We start from the raw sequence: 21,161 nt of genomic DNA, 5'->3' as shown, positions 1-21,161 counted from the left end.
TAGGGAAGAATATCGTACCTTAAAGTTCTCAAAAACTAATTAAGCAACACCTGGTAAGTTCTGTTGTGTTGAAGAGTTAAATTGTAAATCTTCAATGAGTTGGCTTATGTTGTTTTGGTAAGAGCTATAAGGTAATTTAAAAACAGGTCTTAATTCTTCCCAAGTTTCTACTTGAAAAAGATAAGAAGCAAGTTGTTCTAAGTTGAAGCGAGAAAAATTAAAATTCATGTCTAAATGTCGGATCTTTTCCCACAATTTTTTGGGAATCGTTGTTTTCTTCAAAACCTCAACTTCTGAAATATTCTGAATTGCCATACTGTCTATCAATAAGACAAAAAGCTTCTTACGAGAGCTAAGATTGGGTAATAAATCAGGTTGATTGTATTGTAAAAATAATTCACGTTTTTGAATCTGTTCTGGAGTGAATGTTGTTGTTAAATATTCCAGCAGTTGATCGTTCTCAGTTTCTGTCGTTAAGATGCTTTCTGGTACTGTTGGTATTGGACTTTTTTTTTACGCGCGATCGCTTCATAGGGATCTTCATCCCCTTCCGCATACTGCATGAGTTCTGTCATTGACCAACCAATCGCATAAGCAAACTGCATGAGCTTTTGCAATCTGGGGTCAGATTTTCCTTCACACCAGTTAACTAGCGTATTGAAAGAAACTCCGGTGAGTCTTCCTAACTCTCTAGAACTACCCACACGCTCATCTTCCACTAACGCCTCTATCAACTGACCAATGCGTTTGTGGATTCGGATATCTAATGCTAGGTTTTCTTCTAGTTTTGCTGACATTACAGTTCCCAGGCAGCCAAAAGTTAACAACCGATTGAATGAAGCAATCAAGCAGCATTAATGCGCTTTATAGCCTTATATCGACTATCGGATAGGTTGACACATCTTCCATTATAGCTCATTCCCCACTTATAAGGGAATGTGCCAGCAGAAGTAAATCTATTGACCTGAACCTTAACAATTCTTAACTTGATAAAAGTTTTTATCAATTATAAGATTAGTAAATGAAGAATTTTCTAATCAGTAACGCTGAACCCAGTTCAAATAAGCTGCTTTAGCATTCTACTTGTTTAGGGAATTTTGCCTCACTGAGACTCTGAATAAAATTATCAGTGAGGCTTGGATCAAATTTAAAGCCAACAGTTAATCAGAAAAACAACCTAAGAATCCCCATTCTGAGTTTTTCCTTTACCGTTGCTTTTTATCCATTCAACAATCGGGGTATTTTTACAGTCATCACCACCGATGCCTGTAGTCCTTGCTCTACTGCCAATGTACCGGCAATGGGCAGTAAACCTATGCCAATCTTTTTCAGCAATAGTTTCTATTGCCATGCCAATGCTTGGGCAATCAGCAGTAGCTTCATCATACAGAATCAGAAGCTCTGATGCAATAGGTACATCCCAAAATGTTATCCATCTGGGATATTTTAGCTGGAAACTTTGGCTCCTTAAAAAACCCTTTTGCTGTAGGAGCAAACGTGACTGACATCTGTATCCAAACGAAACAAAGAAAAAGTGCTGTTATTTGTTTTGAAAACTTAAATTTTAATATTGAAGGGGCGCATCATGAGTAATTCCCATTTCCAAAATGACCTCAAAGCCCGTCTTCATCAAGGGCTATCCCGCATTCCCCCCAATTGGTCATTGTGTCTACTCGATGGGAAAAAAGTTCCCCAAGGCATCGGTTGGCAGCAAAATCCCTTAACTCCTGAGCAAATGAAAACAGCCATTATTCAAGGCTGGAAGGTGGATAAAGCTGATGGCACTCAGTACCAATGTTATCCCAAAGGTTATGGGCTGATTACAGGTACACCTGTTGAACTGGAAGGGAACATTTATTATTTAATGGCTCTCGACCAAGATGGCGCCAGTGCCAGAGCAAAAATTCTCGAACTCTCTGGCGGAGAATCTTTACCTGCAACGGTTGCATTTACTTCGGGTCGCCCTGGGCGTTGCCAATACTTATTTTTAGTCCCGCAACAGTATGCTCAATCACTGCGAACTCGCAAATTCCCGACGGTCGTTAGAGGGGATGATGGCAAAGACGAACAGCTTGAATTGCGCTGGGTTGGTTTGCAATCTGTTTTACCTCCGAGTGTTCACCCCACAACGGGAGAGTATGTTTGGGTGAGCGGTTGCGCTCCTGATGAAATTGCAATTGCCATCGCTCCTTTGTGGCTCATAGAAGCAATGCTTCAAGAGGAGACAGAACCTGCTACCGCAGCAAAGCCATATCCCCTTCACAATGAAGTTAACATCTATTATTCCCCAACTTCAAACAACTCTCAACTGCAATGGACTGATGCAGATTGGGCTTTGTCTTATCTAGCCGCGTTATCCCCAAGTCGGGCTGATCATTACGAAGACTGGTGTACCGTTGGTATGATTCTTAAGTCCATTGATGAGTCTTTACTCCATGAGTGGGAAAGTTGGAGTCGCCAATCTTCTAAATATAAACCTGGAGAATGTGATAAGAAATGGAAATCTTTTAACAAAAGTGGAGTAGGAATTGGGACTCTAGCATTGATGGCAAAACAAGATGGCTGGAGTTCACCATTTCGAGGGCAATCGCTGTTTAATGGGAGTCATACTTTTCATCTAAATTCACCTCAAATAATCCGTACTGAAAATGGGCATAACAACCATAATAGTATGTCTGATGCTTCTAATCATTCAGGCGATCGCACTTTAAATAACACTCCGTCTTTATATGATCAAGTTACGACTATTTTAACAAGTGACAATAACCCTCCTCAACAAAGTGCTGCTTTTGTTGAACTCTCATCAGCGAAAGGCTATCCGCTCAGAGGTGTTAAACAGTTAGCCGTTGAGATTGAAACTTATATTGGTAATCAAGAAAGACGTACAGAAGATGCCCGCGAACTGAATAAACTCCTCAATTACCGTCAACAAAAACTTAATATTACCCAAATTTTACCCGCTCCTCTCGCCCAAGCTTTATTAACAAAAGCCGATTCTGACCGACTTGATCCGGCTTATCTTTATCAATATCTCTTAACAGCTTGTGGTAGTGAAATGGGCGGACATATTGGCATTGTTGGTAAACAAGGTGCAACGGTAGCTGATAGTTGGATAGAATACCCTATTTTTTGGACAATGGTTATTGCCTTGGCATCAGGTGGAAAAAGTCAGACGATGCGCTCTATTTTTGATCCCATTAAACATCGCTATAGGCAAAGTAAAACAGAATATAAAAAACTCAAAACCGAGTTACAGGGTTTAGAAGAAGCATGGCAACAAAAGTCATCAGAAGAGAAGGAAGAACTCAAAAATAGTCAACTCAATCCTACGGTATTTAAAGCCACCATGCCACCGCCACCACCCAAAAAGTTAATTGAAGCTGGAACTCCAGAAGGAGCTTTAAGACGATTGAGTGAATTAGCTTCGAGGAGTGGCTGTGTTTGGGTTTTTGATGAATTAGTGCGATTGTTAAAATTAGATCAATATAAAGATAAAGGGGGAGATACCCGTCAAATTTTATTACAAACTTGGAATTCTCCATCAGATCTCGAATTTGAGCGTTCCAATGAAGAAGATTCTTTTGAACTCAAAGATTTGTGTTTAAATTTAACAGGTGCAACTCAACTTTCAAAAATTAAAACCTTGTTTAGTGATCCTGATGATGGAGATGGTCTAATTAGTCGCTTTTTAATTGCGGTTCCTGCCAGTCCCGATAACTTTGCGGTTTGGTCAGATTCAGTCGTTGCAATTAATCAAGAATTACAAGATTTATATGAGCATCTGCGGGTGTTACATCAGCGATTACGAGAATTTTGTAAAGGTAGAAATAAGGAAAATGAATCTTTAATCGGCAGGGATGAAGCAGTTGCAATGCAAGAGGATGGGGATCTGTTCTCAACTTCTTCCGATGATTCTCACGAGGAACAACTGCCTTTTTTATTATCTTTTACTCCCCAAGCACGGCGACGGTGGCAGCGATGGTGGGAGGAAGTTCGGCGCAATCAACAGGGGGTAGAATTTGAGAATCCGGCATTATTTGCCTATTTGGGCAAAATGCTCAGTCAAACCTTGAGATTAGCACTGCTGTTGCACTGCATGGAATTAAAATATGAGCAAAAATCTGACCCCTTGCGGGTGGGTATCGAAACTTTAGAACGAGCTATTTTAGCGGCAAAGTTTAGTATCGGACAGTTCCGTATTATTCAAACGAATAACCATCAATCCGATTCTCTCCCTGGGCGATTGTCTTCAATTCACGCCTATGCTTTAAGAAAAGGAACAGAAGTCTCGGCGGTACAAGTTCAAAATACTGTGTTTAAGCGTTGCAAACCGAAACCCACCCTTGCGGAAATCCGACAGGATTTTGCTACCCTGACTGAGAATGGATATGCAGTTTTATCTGGGAAAGGCAAAGACTTACGAATTAGAGCAATTCCGATTTCTCAAGCAAATGTCGGAATTCCGAATCATTCCGACTGCTATTCCGACACCCCTCAAGTGAATGAAAAACCGAATGGGAGTTCAATCCAACCGTCACTCGTCAAAAATTCCGACAATTCCGACCCAAAAACATTTTTTTCAACCCAGCTTGAAAATAACTCTAGCCAACTGGGGGATGAGGAAACTTCTAAAGTTATTCCAGTAGCCGAAAGCAGTCTTTCCGAGTTAGGGGAAAGGTTATTTGATCAAAATTGTCGGAATTGTCGGAATTCTGATGATGAAAGCTCTCCAGATCTTTATGAGCAAGGAATTTTAGACGATGAAAGGCTGTCGGAAACTTGTCGGAACGATGTCGGAATTTCCGACAATCTGTTGGAAGAAAATTCCGATTCAGTAGAAAATTTGCAGCACAGGGTAGATCCCGATTCGGGGTTTGAACCTAATGGGACTTAGATATTTTCTCGCCGTTAAAGGTGCTGAAAATGATTCTAGTGAAGGAAAGCTACATTATTCTTCTAAATCACCCTGCCCCGTCTCCATTTCCTCATCTTCAATTGCAAATTCGCTAATATAGTCTCGAACAACACGCTCAAAAAAGAGCGGAGCGGGTAAGCTCGACCAATCACTATAATGGCCGAAACCATAACGTAGGGATTCTACAAGCGCAGCAAGGCAATCGGGATTATCTTCAGGTTGTCGTAATGTAACAACGATTTCTAAAGGATTAGGAGTTGGCCATTGACCTGTACATGGAAGATAGGTTCCAAGATTGTGCAATTCTAACCCAGCTTTGTTATAAACTTTGACTTTAAAACCATCAGTTTTCTTAACAGGAGTGTTGATATCTATTCTTCGATAGCAACTTTGCCCACGTTTTTTTCCTGGCTTGTTATTTCTTACGGATAGATAAGCAACACAACCTGTTGAATTAGTTTCACCCTTTTGATTATTTATAGTCAGTTGAAATAACCCATTTACAGGAGAAGCTGAATCAATTGTATGAGTAGTAGTTAGTTCTTTTTTTGTTCGAGTATCTTTCAAAGAAGTTTCTGCTAACTCTCTTACTTTTTTCTCAATAATTCCAGGGGCGAGGTCTTGACGAATGCGAACTAGACGTGCACCTTGCCACTCATCTTGCATTCGCTCGTACTGTTGACCAAGGTTAATTTCATTTGCATTCATCCTGGCATCGGCAAGCCAAGGCCAAAGTTGTACGCAGTTAGAAGAATCGATCATAACTAATGGTTGATTTCCTTCCTCTACAGAATTGGAAATAATTTGCTTAACAAATTCCATGAAACGAGTTTGACGCACTTCTTTTTTATCAGCTAGTTTCACGGGGGAAATTTTGGAGATAAAGGCGATCGCATCAGAAAATTTACTCCAACGACTAATTTGTAAACTATCTCCTTTCTCATAAGCACAGCATAACTCACACTCGCCTGTCTCTATATTGAGTCGCATCGCAATTGGCAAAAATGTGTTGTCAATAAAACCACGAGCGCGCCCTTTCTGTTTACGGACAATGGTAATCCCGATAATTTCTTTTGGTCTGGCTTCTGCTGGAATATCTTTTAGGTATTTGTCAACCTTTTCTTTAACATTATCAATCCGACCACAATGAGCAGAAAGTAAGTCTTTTAGAGCAGCTTGTACTCGATGGAAAAAATTATCAAGTTTGAGAAGTTGTTTCTCTTTAGTTGTTTCAATGGGTAGAAGAAACTGCACGCAAGAACCCGCAAGTTGAGCCAGTGCTTGACGGGTTGAGGGTTTATTCACGCGATCATCAGGTCGATTATTTGGATAAAAGTCTCGTGCCATCACTAGGCAAAAAGTTCGCTGGTTCCGTAAAGCAAGTTGTTTTACAATAGGTTCCCAGGCTTCTATTCGGTGACGTGATCGGGCTTTAGCTTTCAAGTTTGCACCCTCTAATAATTCTCTAGGCCCATGAGTCTTTGCTGGCAAACGATTAGCTATCAGTTCAAACGCTCCACCCCAAAGAAGGTGAATTATTGTTTTTAACAGTTTTAATTCTGTTTGAAATTGTTCTTCATAAAAGACGACGAGCAACAGTTTTTCGTTCGGATAAAGTCGTCGCACCGCTTGTTGATTTGCCTGGATTAAAGCTTTGAGTTCTTTGACTTGACACAGTACTTTACTTGTAAACTGAAGAGATTTTTTACCTCCTTGAATATTGTCTAAATTGAGATTGAAATGCTTATTCAATAAGCTATTTAACTGTGCATCGTCAAAGCTTTCGAGGAATTTTGAAGTAAAACTAGAAACTTTACCTTTTTCCAGATTTTCTAAGGCAGTGCCTAAGAGTGTAGGCAAATTAATCATGCGGGAAGCTGTATCGTCTAATTTGTGGCTTTCACCTCTCTTAAACTTTACTGGTGAGTAATTTTCAAAGGGTTGAAAACCGATTATTTCAACAATTGTGGCGATCGCCTCAAATGCTTCTAACTTATCAATTTCTGGTACGCCCACATTAATTTCGTGTTTTCCTCCTTGTAATCCGTTTCGGTAAGTTAGCATAACTTGGCAGCTATCCGTTGAAGCCTTACCTAATGGAATTTGTTCGCCATCAATATTTTGACCATCAGGCGTTTTTATGGGAAGTTTTAGTTTACGACGCAAGGCTTCAAAATCTTTATCAATTGTCCAACGCCAAATTTTATTTTCACCCTGTTTTTCTTGCTGACAAAGGACTTTGTAGCTAAAGGCGCGATCTTGATAATTATTAGAGAAGACAAAACCACTAAGATTACCAGAGTTAAAACGTGCAGCTTTTAAACTACTAAACCATCGGCGCTTAGAAACATCAATCTTCAATAAAGGCTGGTGTAAAGAAGGATATGTTACCACTTCTAAGCGTATTACCAGACTAAATTTATCTTGATGCTCGGGTAGAGTTATAGGGTTGGTAATCAATTCTGCTATACCCGTCGTGAAACTACCACTACTGGAAATAACGCGCTTCATTGTTCCTAACCCCTGAAAGATCTCTTTTCCAGAAATCGCACGCGCTACATAATCTACTAGAGCTTGAAAATCATGAGTCTTTCCCTGGGTTGTTCCTGTTTCTTCAGACCACTTCCAAGGTATGACTTGAGATTGTAACGGATGAATTGTTAACAACTCTCCTGTGTCAAGCAAATCTTCCAAACGGCCAATAACTTCAGATGGCACATTTTCTTTTTCAGCGAAAGGTTTAATAAAACCTGTGATCCACTCGTTGAGAATTATTCGCAAAGTCTTATGAATATCTTCTAGATTATTCCCATTTAGATAAATAAATGGATTTGGCTCTTTTCCATTTCTTCCGCTCAAATCAAACCGACTCAAACCCAAATCTGATTTAATCCGCGCTACATCATTAAGTCCTACCTCTAACAAACCTCGCAACGATACATAAGGAATATTTTTGATGATTGAACCCCCATCGGAAGTCGCTTTTTGGATTTCTGAAAGCTCCCGCAAAGCAGATTTTGTCCAAGCTATTGTAAAGCCTGTGACTGTTATTGGCTCGACATTATCTGGGACGGTAAAGGCTAGGGGAATCTGTTTAATACTCTTATTTGTTAGAGCAATGTAAAGGGTGTCTGAAACCAAAGTAGCTTTAGTTTCTTCATCATCTAATCCAATTTCGTCAAAAATTTCGTCATTCATGGTTACATCTCCAAAAAAGGTGAATCATCAAAACCGTCTTCTTCATCTGCCAAATCTTCAGAATTGCGTAAGTTTTCTGGGTAAACTACGCCTTGAATTCGTTGTAATGGATAGAGAAATGCCCCGTAAAGTTCTTGATAGATTTCTCGAACTACTGGATCTGAATGTTTGACGCATTCTTCTAAAATAATTCGCATCTGAACTAACATACTGTCTCGTCCAGAGTCAGGTTGATCTTGGGTGGATTTAATCGCCCAAGCTGCATCGACAAAATAAACTTGTACTGGGCATCCATTTCGCATCCCACGTCCAATTGTTTGTAAAATCGCAACCATTTGATTTGCTGTGAATGGTTTAAATAAATCTTCACCCAAACGGCTAGCCATGAGTGGTTCGCGTAAAAGACGATTTGTTGTTTTCCAGAGTTGTTTTCTGGATTGTTTCCAAGCATTAGAAAGTTTTTGCAAATCTTCTTGCTCAGTAAACATTTGACTGTCAAATTCTTGGGTGGCTTTTCCTGCTAGGCTATACAAAAGCTGCATATCATCTGTCGTCGGATGCGGACGAGTCAGAAAATAAATTGTGCCAATTGCTGCATCAAGTTTTCGATAACCTTTGGTGAAAACAATATTCACCCCTCGACCAATTGCCAACATTGGAAAGATTATAATATCACAAGTTTCGTCATCTCCTAAAGCCTCGCACTGAGCCGTTGTCACAAAATCAGTTGGTTTATCTCGGCTTTTGAGGGAGCGAACAATTGCTTTTGTTCGTTTACCAACGTCTGGATGATAATTATTGATAAATTCTTTAATAGTGCGAGCTTGTTCATAGCTATTGACGATTAAAGCGGCTTTGCGGTAAATACCATCTCGCACGTCAAAGTTACGGATGGATTTGTAAATCTCAGATTTAGTGGTTCCTCCCCTTACTAGAGTCTCTACCATTTTTTCTAAATTGCGATCGCGTAGTTCCCCTGCACCACTATATCGAAGCGGTTCCGAACCCCGCTCGCGATCGCTCAACCATTTGAAGCGGTAAATGCTATTTTGTGGAGCGTGTTCTGTTTGGCGGGGTTTGAGCAAATAGTGGGGGCCTGAATTGATATGATAAGCAGGACTTGCTTCTAAAAAAGACGTAGCTGAAGTCATTAAAATTGCTGGCCCTGTACTTCCACTCTCTGCCTCAAACAATCTGTAAAAGCGGTGCATTAACATCCGAGGTGCGCCGACAAAGATAATATAAGAAAGTTCTACATTTCGGGCTTGAGTTCGAGTTGTTTCTGCTGATTTTAAACTATATTTAACACCTGAAAAAGACCCTAAAATATTTTCTGGAATAACTTTTCGCAATTCGGGTGTTGCCGTTGATTCAACAATAGGGTCACGAATTAGTCCTTCAGCTACCATTGTTCTTGTTCCTGGAACAATCCTCTGATAACTTAAAATCACAAATGTAACACAAACAAGTAACGTAATTGTATCATACGCTTCGGCTGATACTGTGCTATCCTTAAAACACAAAGGTATAAATAATTCTGCAATTTCTTTGATAATATTATCACGACGTTCGATCAAATTTTCTGCTAAATAACGGCAGAAATGGCGGATCAAACTTTCCCAACGCTGTTTAAGCGGATCAGAATTTATACCGAGTGTTTTAGCGCACAAATCTAAGTTAAGTCGATCATGGGATTCAATACCAGTGCGATCATAAAAAGCATGGTAAGCTGCTGTTTCCCAAAATTGAGTTAAGGCTCGACTTTTGCTAAATTCTTCTTTGACTTCCTGTTCATCAAGGCGATCACGTTTAGAAGTTTTCTCAAAGCCATCTAGTAAATCACTCACAATTCTTAAAACGGTTAATAACTGATTTTCATACCGTTTGCTGACTCGTGATGATGGCATATTTTGAACGGCAGAAACCAAGCTTGTATTATGATTACCAAATTCTGCTAAATCGCGACTATAAAGTTCTATAGTACGGTCAAAAAGTCGATAGTTTTCACCCCGAGCAAAGCGATTATGAATCTGTTCTTGTATCACTAAATGAATGGAATCTTCTGCACCTGAAAGTCTTAAAGTAGCTGCTCCATAAGTATCGAGAGTTGATTGCACCATATCAGCTTCATCGAAAACTACGACATCGAATGTGCGGGCAATTAATTCAAAATAACGAATGCGTTCTGCAATTGCATGGGGTGGAACTTCTGTATCCATTGAAAGAACGTGACCCACCCAAATATCAGCGTCTATCAAATCACGGGGTGCTTTGTTGCGACCGCACATCGTCCAAACCGGACAAAGGCACTTCTTCATCTGCCCTTTTTTGCCCCCGCTTTGTAAAATTTCTTGGCAGGGTGCATAACCAAATCCCCACAGGGTAGTATCGGCTGTTGAAAATGCGGGTAGGACACAATTTAAGCCAAAAGTTTCTGCTTGCTCTAGACTATAAGCAAAGCCACCATTACCTCCTGAAGCAGCAATGGCTTCCGCAATATTGTCAGCGTGTCGGCGACGAGTTCCATCGCTTTGACCGACTAACATTCCCACTTTGATTTCGTGAAATGCTAGAGTTGCCATATATTGTCTAGCAACTTCAATCGAGGGAAATACAAACATCGCTTTGTAACCCTTTTTTCCCAACCAGATCGCGATCAAGACGAGCAAGGTTGTTTTGCCTGCACCAGGTAATCCAATTAAGTGCTTAATACCTTCTAATTCAATGACTTTTTCTTCCCGCAACCCCTTGCCAATTTCTGGCACCATGAGGGCAAAATGTTGCAACCGTTTTACCCAATTGCCTTGTCTTATTTCGGGATAATTTGCTTCCAGGTCATCCATCTCAACCGCTAACTCGTGTAATTCCGAAAGAGGAATACAGATTTTTTCTTTTGGTATGCGGTTGAGAGAATGGGTGCGACGTTGAGCAAGCGGAACAGTAATTGGGCTGATTGGAACTCTTGTGGCTGTTGTTTCTTCGCCTAAAGCAACTGCCATTGGCTGACGAGCATCGGCAAAAGTTGCACTATAAAATTGGTGTGCTAAAGGCTGGCTGAGAATTTGACGCGCTTTAGTAATCAAGGGATCTTCTAGGGGATCTGTACGTTCAAAGTGAAGTGTTTCTGAGTTAATTTTGTAGGTTCCCTGAGTTTTATTACGGTAGTGGTGATCGTTATAAATCGCAACTGCGTGTTTAATTGATTGCGCTGTGACATAAGCTGCTGAAATTTGCCGCATATTGAAAATGGCTTGACGAGCTTTTTCTAACCTTGGCGCATTGAAAATGCTAGCCATCCCTGACATTACTAAAGGCGCAAACTCTAGGGAGTTAATATCAAGAAATTCTTCCATCAAAATGCAAAGCCAACAGATTCGATCTACCCCTGTCCAAAAATCGAGTTTAATTCTCATATTTCATGCCCTTTAGTAACTGAATAATTTCCGAAACAGATAAAATTTCCAAATTTGCCGGATCGCCCTTTTTATCGAGGGTTGACTGCAAGGTAGAGAGATAATACGGGTTATCTTCGATAAGTTGATCGCTAACGGCGATGATGCGACGGCGGTAGTAACTTAGCCCCCCAATGCTACGGTTGAGGCGCAAGGCAAGAGAAACCGGGCTGCTATAGGATTTGGCATCAATACCAATACTGCGATCGTTGATGGCGATATCACAGAGGTCGGACTCTGGATACAGTTCGGCATTCAGTCCATAATTTCTAGCTGTATCAAAAATTTTTACTTCATCAATTGCAGGCCCAGTCCAATAGGTTAAAATTTGCGGTTTGGCAATGAGCAATGAATCTTTATTGGGATCTAATTTTTCGCCAATTTTTGCGTTTGAAGGCTCATGACCCTCACATTGGCGAATGGGACATCGCCCCTGTGGAAAAAGTTTTTGATTGGGATAGGGTCGCATTAGAGTCCCACAAGAGGCGCAGCGATGAGCAGATCCGTCAATTAACCAGATGTCAGGGACACGATCAAAGAAAGTGTCAATAATCATCCCTTGCAAAGGGGTTAAATCTTTTTCAACTAAGTAATCTAGTAGCTGATGTTCTCCGATTAACGAATTCCTAGCAAATAAATCTCGCAAAGCCGTATAAGCTTTGTGCTGACGACGACTTCCTAATCGTTCTGTTGCCTCACGCAACCTTTCGTGCAGACGATGCTCAATGACATTATCTTCGCCAAAAGTTCCTTTGGAATTGGCAATTTCTGCACAATCTGAGGTTGGTACTCGCAGGTCTGGATCGATGAGAATTGCTTGTCGAAAGCGAAAATCTGGGTGACGAAAAATATCTAAATCCCACTTTTCCAGAGGATATCTACCACGTTCGAGAACAGTATGCACGCAAGCGGCGCGATCAGGTAATCCTTCTTCGATGTAGAGACGACCCAATTTGCACATCGCCCGGTACAGTTCCGCAGGCATACTATCGTCCTGACGCACAATCTCTCGATTGAGAGTTCTTGTGAATTGTCGCACAACTCCCTGCGCTAGTAAGACAACAGCATCTTCTGCCAAATCCTGCGTGCTAGCGTGTCCTATGGGTAATGGTAATGCTGCTGTGTGGATTGGTGGCGACCAAGTAGGGTCTTGGCCGTTAGTCTCAGCCATAATTTGTTGCTCCAAGACTAAATCAGGGAATGATGGTAAAACTTGAGCGATCGCTGTCAGTGTCCAACCTTTCTTGAGCAAAAGTGTTGTTGCCAGTCCTTCTAAAATTTGCCGAAACCCAAATTCTTGGCCTTTTGGTTGTGACAAAAGTTGCTTGGATCTCCACGAGCGCACAGTTCTTACTGCTGGTGGTTCCACTGATAACCCAAGCTGCTCAATCTGTCGTTTTAGTTCTTGTGTCAGGGTCTCAGCAGTTCCTTGCCACTGGCGAACGTCTTCAAAGTACATAATCGAACAAATATATCACTGACTTATGTTTACATTAAACGATGTAAATTAGAAATGTCAATAGAAGTTACTCAAAATACTTGCGTTCAGGGGCAAACAAGCAAACTGTAAGCTACATAGGGTAACAGTTTCAGCTTTTGCAAAAGCTCTGAAGATATAGGTAGGCTTTAAGCTGATGTTAGAGACCTGATAATGTATGAAGCCTACTTTTGGCTCTGTGTCAGCTGAGTTGTTGTTAATTTAGCTTAAATAAAATATTCCATAGAGTATTTCACAGCTAACGCTGAACCTAATTAGTAGTCAACAAAAACCTAACCGTTATGACACCAAATTGGGTTCAACTCTCTTTTCAACTCACCTTCCAACAAGATCAAGCCTTAAAACAAATTGAGCAATTTCTCAACAGTCCTCAACAAATCTTTGGATTATTTGGATATGCAGGCACAGGAAAATCAACGATTATTAATTTAATTGCTCAACAGCTTGTCAATGCAGGAAAACGAGTTGCATTTACCGCTCCCACTAATAAAGCTGTAGGAGTTTTGCAACGCATGGCAACTGAGAAAAAAGTTAGAGGAGTAGATTTTATGACCATTCATCAACTCTTAGGATTAGCTCCTGTTAAACAAGGACAACATAAAATCCTCAAACAAGTTTTACCTTCATTACTGCATTTATACGATCCAATTTTTCTGGATGAATGCAGCATGGTGACAACCGAATTGTGGAATATTATTCAACACCGAATCCAGAATACTTTACTTCTTGGTAAAAATCGCCAACTCATCGTTATGGGAGATCCCGCTCAATTATCCCCAGTTAACGAGGATAATCATGAACGAATATCACCATCTTTTAATGTAGAAAATAAAGTCGTCTTAACCGAAGTTGTTCGTCAAGGCAAAAATAGCCCTCTCCTAGAATTTGTAACCGCTTGTCGAACTGCTGTTAAAAGCAAAACCGTTTTTAAACCCTTCTCCAAATTTGACTTAGAGCGCAAAAATGGAGCTTTCATGGTTCGAGAAGAAAGGTTTCTCAAATACGCATTAAAAAAATTCTCGGCAACCTTTCCTTCAGATCCAGATTGTTTCCGAATTCTCTGCTACACTAACAAACGAGTTGCTTACTGGAACCATAAAATTCGAGCAAAACTCTACGGAAAAAATGCACCTAGATTTGTGGTGGGAGAAAGACTCATTAGTAAAGCTCCTGTGATTGCTCCAGATGGAAAAACCGTTATTCTTTCTACCTCAACAGAAGTAGAAGTGATGGAGGCAGTAGAAGATCGCTATTCGGGTTATAAAGCCTGGAAACTGAAGGTTAAAATCGAGAATAATGGTAGTTTTTATGCTTCCGAGGATCTGCGACAAATCTATCTGCTTCATGAAGACGATGCTCAAAAGTTTCACAAAGATAATATCAAATTATTACGAAACGCTAAAACTAATCCTAGCCTTTGGAAATCTTGGTATAATCATTGTGAAATTTTTGCAGATCTGCGAAATTGTTGGGCTTTAACGGTTCATAACGCTCAAGGTTCTACTTTTCGAGAAGTCGGAATTGATAGCAACGACATCTCTAAAAAAGTTGCGACTAAGTTTTTGTATTTAGCTCAACATCTTCCTAACCAAAAACTTGACTTTTTAAGAGAATATCGCAACAGTGTCTTAGCGTGTAACCAACTTTATTATGTCAGTTGTAGCCGAGCTAAAAATCGAGTTTTCATTATTCATTAATTAGAAGCCACCTACCCAATAGCTTGCAACCAACCAAGCACCAAGCCCTGAGCCAATCCAGCCCAATAAAGCCATTGCAATCAATGCCATGATTGCTTGACCTAACCCTCCAAACGACCCCGCTTCAGATGGCCCTGTTTGACGCTCCTGAAGCTCGAAGTTGTAGTTGCACCAATACATCGCAGCGATCGCCATCAGCACAAACCCAACAATCCCACCGACCGGAATCAACATTAGCCTCCAAGTCAACCCAAATCGCGCCACAGCACCCCAGAGAATCAAAAGGGTTGGACTCAGCAAAATTATCAAACCCACCATCCAAGGCAATAAAGCTCTAATAAAATCGGGGAGAGAGTCAACCCATTCAGTAACCACCCACTTCCAGGGTCGATGCACAACTGGGGCTGTGTCAATCTTTGAGGTAGGACGATCTCCAATTGTTTCTAGTGTTTCGGGGCTAGAATCAAACTTACCAAACCAGCCTCCGGTGTCCCCTCCAGCCCATCCTTCAACGCCAAACGTTTTACGACATAACGCTTTGAATTCTGACACCGCACTGATGTCTTGATTTAAGTAGCCTTCAGGATGAAAAATTCGACCGATATATCTACCCTTAAGCCGAATTTGTCCCACCACATAAATCCCTCCCCCGACTGAATACACAGCATTAGCTGGATCTCGCGAATAAAACGCCACATATCCACCGTCTGCACCCTTGTACTGATTGACGGTCGGTAAAATTCGCGGCTCAACTTCCTGCCCCCCACCTGAAGCAATGCCAACGATGCCACTATCGCTGGTAAAGACGCGGAAATCTTCTGGGAGCCAGTAGGGAATGACATCCGATTGCGATGGTTCTTCTGGGATTAAGCTAGGAATCATCGCATCAGACTGCGGTAGGGAATTGGCGGTTTGTGAAGGTACTTCGGAGCGTGTCCCCATTTCTACAAACGGACTCCCACTCATGAACAAACTGCCATCTTCTTGTACAAGTAGGGTTTCAGTAAAGGGATCGGTTGCCCAAGCTAGTAAAACCGAACGACCATCGGCTAAGATGGTGTACTGACCTCGGCGATCTGTGCTTAATAATCGATAAGAGCCATCGGGTTCAAATAGATAACAGTATTTGTTCTTGTGCAGCCAGATTGAGCGGATCAGTTTCTCCCGAAGACTGTTTTCTGGCTCTGTTGTGAATGAAGGTGAGGAATTGCTAGGCATAGATGACTTGCACTTTTTTCTTCTTAAATCTAGCTCAAACTCAATTAACGGTATTCTAAAATATTTCTGAATCGATAACGTTTCTTCCTCCTGTAATGGTCTATTAGATTTCACTCTAACCCAGATCACTGATGCCACAAATTCCCATCTCGGCAGTTACACCTGGATACCGCTCTCAGTCAGAAGACACCAGCATTGATGCAGATGTGCTGATGTTTCAACTGCTTCGACAACTGACACCCCAACAGAGAACCCAAAGATTTCGACACTTCAATCAAGCTACTCGCGAACTAACGATAATAGCCATTAAAAATCATTATCCTAATGCTTCTTCATCCAAGATTTATCAAGAATTCATCAGAAGGCATTTAGGCTCAGAATGGCTAACCGTTCTAAAATTAAAAGCAACAGAATTTGAAGAAAAATTTAGGATTGAAGATCCTTTGGAACTCGCTATTCAAATGGCAATCCTATTTGAGACTTTAAATATTCCCTATTTAGTGGGTGGGTCTGTAGCCAGTTCCCTTTTAGGAGAAAGCCGCTCAACCCAAGATTTAGATTTAGTCATCAGCATTTCGCTGTCAACAGCACAGCAACTCATTCGAGTAATGGAACAGGAGTTTTATATTAGTGAATCGGCGGTTGTTGAAGCGGTGACTGAAAAACGCTCTTTCAATGTTATTCATTTAACCTCATTAGAAAAAATAGATATTTTTGTGATTGGAGATGATGCTTTTTCTCGTTCTAAAATGAATCGTCGCCAACTTTATAAAATTGATGAATCAGAAAAAGGTATTTACATTTATTCAGCCGAAGATATCATTCTACAAAAGTTGTATTGGTATTTACTGTCTACTACAGAATCTCAAAAACAGTGGAGAGATGTCTTGGGAGTTTTAAAAGTGCAAGGAGAACGTCTGGACTTCAACTATCTTAATCAATGGGCAGAAATTCTTAAAGTCCAATCTCTTTTAGAGTTAGCTTTACAACAAGCAGGGTTATAAAAAATAATAATAATGCCTCAGTTTGTAAGCAGCTATCGCTGCTAGGTTTTGATCTATATATTAATGGGAAAAATGCCAACTAAAACCCGACGTTCGGCAACTCAAAGCCGAATTAAAAAGAATAAATCCTCTGACCTTCAAACTGTTCCTTCTCAAACTTACAAGATTTTAACAGAAGAAAAAAGCCAAGTTGTTAACACCTCTAAAACTTCCCCCTCTTCCTCAACTTCAGATGCTACTCTGCAACTGCTTTGCACACAAAATGATTTAGCAACTCACCTCGAACTCGTTAGCCATGCTGTTCCTGCTAAACCAACCCATCCCATATTAGGTAATGTTCTGTTAGTAGCTTGCGCTAAAACTCAGCGTGTTTACTTAAGCGTATTTAATCTGAGTTTAGCCATTCAAACTTCCTTTGAAGCTAAGGTTAACACTTCAGGAGAAACGACAATTCCCGCCGAACTACTAAGTGAAATTGTTCGCAAGTTTTCTTCGGGTGATCTCCAATTAACTAACTCAATTTCCTTGAACGCTGAAAATAACCAGGATCACCCTTTAAATACAGCTAAACCCGAACAAAATCCGATTTTAACTTTAGTTTCCGCCAGTGGACGCTACCAAGTTCGAGGTTTATCAAGCGATGAATTCCCCTCAATTCCTGAAGTCAACCCTTGCCAAAATCTGGCTATGGCTGCGGAAGCTCTAAAAAGTGGTATTAAAGGCGCATTATTTGCAACAGCGACCGATGAAACGAAGCAAATCTTAACCGGAGTACATCTAAAAATTAACTCTAATACCTTAGAATTGGTGGCAACAGATGGTCATCGGTTAGCGGTGGTGGAAACCTCCATTCAAGGGTTCAAAAAAAAGAAAGAAACGGAGAATACAGAACCTTTGCAATTTACTCTTCCTGCTAAATCTCTATTGGAACTAGAGCGAATTTTAGCGAGTCGGACTTCTGCTGAATCTGTACAACTATCTTATAACCTGACCACGGGTTATGTAGAATTTTCTTGGGGCGTGCAACGGCTGATTACTCGTTGTTTAGAAGGGGAATATCCCGCTTACCCAGATCTATTAAACCACGACTTTAAACATCAAGTTTACCTGGAAAAGTTGCCTTTTGTAAAAGCACTGGAACGGCTCTCAGTCTTGGCGGATAAAAAGGAAAAAATTATCAACATTGACTTTAGCCCTGAAAACCAGCAAGTTTCCTTATCCTTATTAAGGGAGTTTGGAAATGGAAGAGAAGAAATGACAGCGATTATCAACTTTAGTCATTCTTTTTCCATTTCTTTCAATATTAAGTATTTGTTGGAAGGAATTAAAGCGATCGCTAGTTCTGAAATTTCAATTCATCTCATTGATAGTGATCATCCAGCTATCTTAAAACCCTTTGGCAATCGAGAACAACCCCATCTTTTAATCGATAGCCAATACTTGTTAATGCCTGTTGTCAAATCTTAACCCTTCTTGTCATTATGTACACTCCATTTCCTCAGAAATATCGTCCCCGTACCCTATCCGAATTAACCGGACAAAAGTACATCCAAACAACCCTTTCTAACGCAATTCAAGCAAACAAAATTGCTCCTGCTTATTTGTTTACAGGAGAACGAGGGACTGGAAAAACTTCAACAGCACGAATTTTAGCGAAGTCCTTAAATTGCACCGCTACCGACCAACCCACTGTTACTCCCTGCGGTCAATGTCAGTCCTGTCGTTCTATCGAAAAAGGAAGCAGTTTAGACGTCATGGAAATTGATGCAGCTTCCCACAACGGAGTTGAAGACGCTCGGAATTTGATTGAACGAGTCCACTTTGCTCCCGCTATCGGTCGTTACCGAATTTTTGTCTTAGACGAAGTTCATTGTCTCAGTTCCCAAGCTTTTAACGCCCTTCTCAAGTGTCTTGAAGAACCACCCGCTCATGTTGTCTTCATTCTCTGCACAACAGAAGCACACAAAGTGCTACCTACTATTGTCAGCCGATGTCAAGTGTTTCGGTTTCAGCCGCTTTCTGTTGCTGCGATTGTTCAGCATTTAACCATGATTGCTGAAAAAGAAGCTATCTCCATTACTTCATCGGCTAAAATTGCGATCGCTCGCGCCTGTGGGGGTGGACTGCGCGACGCCTTGCAATTACTGGGTCAGTTAAGCTTATTGGGAGACGAAATTACCCATTCTCAAGTTCTAGCGGTATCGGGTCGAATTTCAGAGTCCGACTTGGTAACAATACTGCACTGCATTAACACCGGAGACACCCTGAAACTGCTACAACTGTCTCGTGAACTCCTTGATAGTGGAAAAACGCCCCTAACTTTGCTAACTTCCTTGCTGAGTTGTTATCGAGACTTGTTGCTAGTCGCCAACGTCCCTGACTGTTCATCCTTACTCACCAGTGGTGTTTCTTATTCAAAACTGAAGGCGATCGCAAAAACTTGGAGTCAATCTTCAATTCATCAAGGTTTTGAACAGTTAAGTGCTTCAGAATGGCAGCTTAATAAAAGTGTACAACCGAGTTTATGGCTAGAAGTTTGTTTCCTGGGATTAATTCCTAAATCTTCTAAAAATAAACCTCGTAATAATCAAACTCACAAGCGAAATTCAACCTCTGTTTCCGCCTCAAAACCCATTGATCTAAAAACTACCATTTGGGAAACCGTGCTGTCAAAAGCATCTGAAAAGAACCGAGTTTTCCTGTCCGTTGCTTTCCTTGCTGAACTAACTGAACAAAAAGCCATCTTAGCTGTACCTCCCCCATATCTTAACAAATTTAACCGCAATATTCAGAAGGTACAAAAACTATTTTTGGCAGCAACAGGAATTAACTATCAAGTCTTAATTCAGGAGGGAAATCAATGATTAGTTTGTTAGTCGGCGATGATCGGTATGCAATTTCTAAAAAACTCTTGACTTTCAAAAAAAGCCTTAACCCCGCTTGGCTTAGTTTCAACTATCATCGCTTTCATGCTTCTGCTGTAGATGAAGCCATTTATTGTGCTTTAACTCCAGCTTTTGGTTCGGTTAAAGCTAAATTAGTTATCGTGGAGGACTGCAACTTTAAACAGTTTGATGAAGCGGTGATGGATATTCTTCAATTGCTCCCAAAAGTTCCTCAATCAACTCATTTGATTTTTGTAGCTTCCAGCCTTGACAAACGATTAAAAGTCTCAAAATTTCTGCTCTCCCAAAGCCAACTGTTTGAATTCAATTTGATTGCACCTTGGCGAAGTGATCTCATCACCCAATATATCCGTACCCAAGCCCTTCGCATCGGTTTATCATTAGATCAAAATAGTAGAGAATATTTGGCTGATGCTATTGGCAATGATTCAGCCCGAATTGAATCTGAACTGCAACTTCTAGCTCTCTATAGTAACGGCGCAAAGCTGAGTTTAAAACAAGTTCGTTCTCTTATCCCTTCCACCACCCAAAATAGTCTCCAATTAGCTAAAGCAATTCGAGAAAATAATGCCCAAAAAGCAGTTGATTTACTCCAAAAGCTCTTGACAAAAGAAACGTTTCCTGCTGCTATTTGTGCCACGCTTATTACCCAATTTAGAACTTGGCTGTGGGTTAAAGCAACAATTGTTAAGGGAGTTAAATCTGATGCTGAAATTGCCACGATTTGCCAAATTGCTAATTTCAAACGAGTCTATTTTCTTAAACAAGAGGTGCAAACGATTCCTTTGCAATCTTTAGTAAAAGCTGTATCTTTGTTACTGGATTTAGAAATAGCTTTAAAACAAGGAAAACGAAACTTGCTGCTGTCTTCTATTCTGGCAATTACCCAACTGTTTGCAAGCCAACCTATTAAAACAGCAGCTAAATCGTTTGAATGATTAATATTTCCTTTCTCAATCTCAGGATTTTGTTAGCTAAGAATTAACAAAACTCTGGGATTATTTTTTTATTAATATCAAATTTAATAGAGCTTGAAAGTTTATTGATAAAACATCAACTGGAAACGGATTGAGCAAAATTCTGCTCTGGGGGATAGTGCTTGATCAAGATTCTCTCCACCTCATTACTGATTTTGCGGTCATCTTTTTGCGCCGCTTGTTTGATTCGTTCCAGCAAATCTTCATCTAAAGATAAGGTAATTCGTTTTCTTGCCATTGCATCCTCCTTGCGAATCCTCTGTTACTATATTGCACTTTCTGAGGCATTTTCGCGA

General features: G+C 40.6%; 14 protein-coding genes. 7 read left to right on the top strand and 7 right to left on the bottom strand.

Annotated elements, in window-relative coordinates:
* Window positions 1-39: 39 nt before the first annotated feature.
* Both NMK36_RS05775 and NMK36_RS05770 read right to left on the bottom strand, forming a co-directional pair.
* A complete protein-coding gene (locus NMK36_RS05775; RefSeq protein ID WP_072717409.1) occupies window positions 40-315 on the bottom strand; it encodes a lipase in 276 nt (91 codons plus the stop codon).
* Window positions 316-473: 158 nt separating this feature from the next.
* A complete protein-coding gene (locus tag NMK36_RS05770; protein WP_072717408.1) occupies window positions 474-797 on the bottom strand; it encodes a helix-turn-helix domain-containing protein in 324 nt (107 codons plus the stop codon).
* Between the two features lie 628 nt (window positions 798-1,425).
* Here NMK36_RS05770 and NMK36_RS05765 point away from each other — a divergent pair.
* Entirely contained in the window at window positions 1,426-1,593 is a 168-nt protein-coding gene (locus tag NMK36_RS05765; protein ID WP_254173260.1) for a hypothetical protein, read from the top strand.
* Window positions 1,586-4,894, top strand: coding sequence for a DUF3987 domain-containing protein (locus NMK36_RS05760; RefSeq protein WP_254173259.1), 3,309 nt, complete (start codon window positions 1,586-1,588; stop codon window positions 4,892-4,894). The genes NMK36_RS05765 and NMK36_RS05760 overlap by 8 nt, the downstream gene beginning before the upstream one ends.
* Window positions 4,895-4,948: 54 nt before the next feature.
* On the opposite strand, the gene NMK36_RS05755 is transcribed toward NMK36_RS05760, so the two are convergent.
* The 3 genes from NMK36_RS05755 to NMK36_RS05745 are packed head-to-tail and all read right to left on the bottom strand — an operon-like array spanning window position 4,949 to window position 12,883.
* Complete coding sequence (locus tag NMK36_RS05755) at window positions 4,949-8,113, bottom strand: RNaseH domain-containing protein (RefSeq protein WP_254173258.1); 3,165 nt, start codon at window positions 8,111-8,113, stop codon at window positions 4,949-4,951.
* Window positions 8,114-8,115: 2 nt separating this feature from the next.
* Window positions 8,116-11,526: a hypothetical protein gene (locus NMK36_RS05750; protein ID WP_254173257.1), complete on the bottom strand. Its 3,411-nt coding sequence runs from the start codon at window positions 11,524-11,526 to the stop codon at window positions 8,116-8,118.
* Window positions 11,516-12,883: a hypothetical protein gene (locus NMK36_RS05745; protein WP_254173256.1), complete on the bottom strand. Its 1,368-nt coding sequence runs from the start codon at window positions 12,881-12,883 to the stop codon at window positions 11,516-11,518. The genes NMK36_RS05750 and NMK36_RS05745 overlap by 11 nt, the downstream gene beginning before the upstream one ends.
* A gap of 461 nt (window positions 12,884-13,344) precedes the next feature.
* Here NMK36_RS05745 and NMK36_RS05740 point away from each other — a divergent pair, with 461 nt between their 5' ends.
* Window positions 13,345-14,760: an ATP-dependent DNA helicase gene (locus NMK36_RS05740; RefSeq protein WP_254173255.1), complete on the top strand. Its 1,416-nt coding sequence runs from the start codon at window positions 13,345-13,347 to the stop codon at window positions 14,758-14,760.
* On the opposite strand, the gene NMK36_RS05735 is transcribed toward NMK36_RS05740, so the two are convergent.
* Complete coding sequence (locus NMK36_RS05735) at window positions 14,761-16,092, bottom strand: hypothetical protein (RefSeq protein WP_254173254.1); 1,332 nt, start codon at window positions 16,090-16,092, stop codon at window positions 14,761-14,763.
* Window positions 16,093-16,109: 17 nt separating this feature from the next.
* On the opposite strand from NMK36_RS05735, the gene NMK36_RS05730 reads away from it, so the two are divergent.
* The 4 genes from NMK36_RS05730 (at window position 16,110) to holA (ending at window position 20,826) form a co-directional block, all read left to right on the top strand.
* The gene (locus NMK36_RS05730; RefSeq protein ID WP_254173253.1) at window positions 16,110-16,982 is read left to right on the top strand and encodes a hypothetical protein; all 873 of its coding nucleotides are present in this window, start codon (window positions 16,110-16,112) and stop codon (window positions 16,980-16,982) included.
* A gap of 72 nt (window positions 16,983-17,054) precedes the next feature.
* Entirely contained in the window at window positions 17,055-18,449 is a 1,395-nt protein-coding gene (gene dnaN / locus NMK36_RS05725; RefSeq protein WP_254173252.1) for a DNA polymerase III subunit beta, read from the top strand.
* A 14-nt stretch (window positions 18,450-18,463) separates the two neighbouring features.
* On the top strand, window positions 18,464-19,846 hold the full coding sequence (gene dnaX, locus NMK36_RS05720; protein ID WP_254173251.1) for a DNA polymerase III subunit gamma/tau: 1,383 nt from the start codon (window positions 18,464-18,466) through the stop codon (window positions 19,844-19,846).
* The gene (holA, locus tag NMK36_RS05715) at window positions 19,843-20,826 is read left to right on the top strand and encodes a DNA polymerase III subunit delta (RefSeq protein ID WP_254173250.1); all 984 of its coding nucleotides are present in this window, start codon (window positions 19,843-19,845) and stop codon (window positions 20,824-20,826) included. Before dnaX ends, holA begins: the two co-directional genes overlap by 4 nt.
* Before the next feature lie 115 nt (window positions 20,827-20,941).
* Here holA and NMK36_RS05710 read toward each other — a convergent pair whose 3' ends face one another.
* The gene (locus NMK36_RS05710; RefSeq protein ID WP_254173249.1) at window positions 20,942-21,103 is read right to left on the bottom strand and encodes a DUF6364 family protein; all 162 of its coding nucleotides are present in this window, start codon (window positions 21,101-21,103) and stop codon (window positions 20,942-20,944) included.
* Window positions 21,104-21,161 lie beyond the last annotated feature (58 nt).

This window comes from Planktothrix pseudagardhii, assembly GCF_904830925.1.
In the GTDB taxonomy this organism is placed as follows: Bacteria; Cyanobacteriota; Cyanobacteriia; order Cyanobacteriales; family Microcoleaceae; genus Planktothrix; species Planktothrix tepida.
This window is presented reverse-complemented; position numbering and strand designations above follow the sequence as displayed.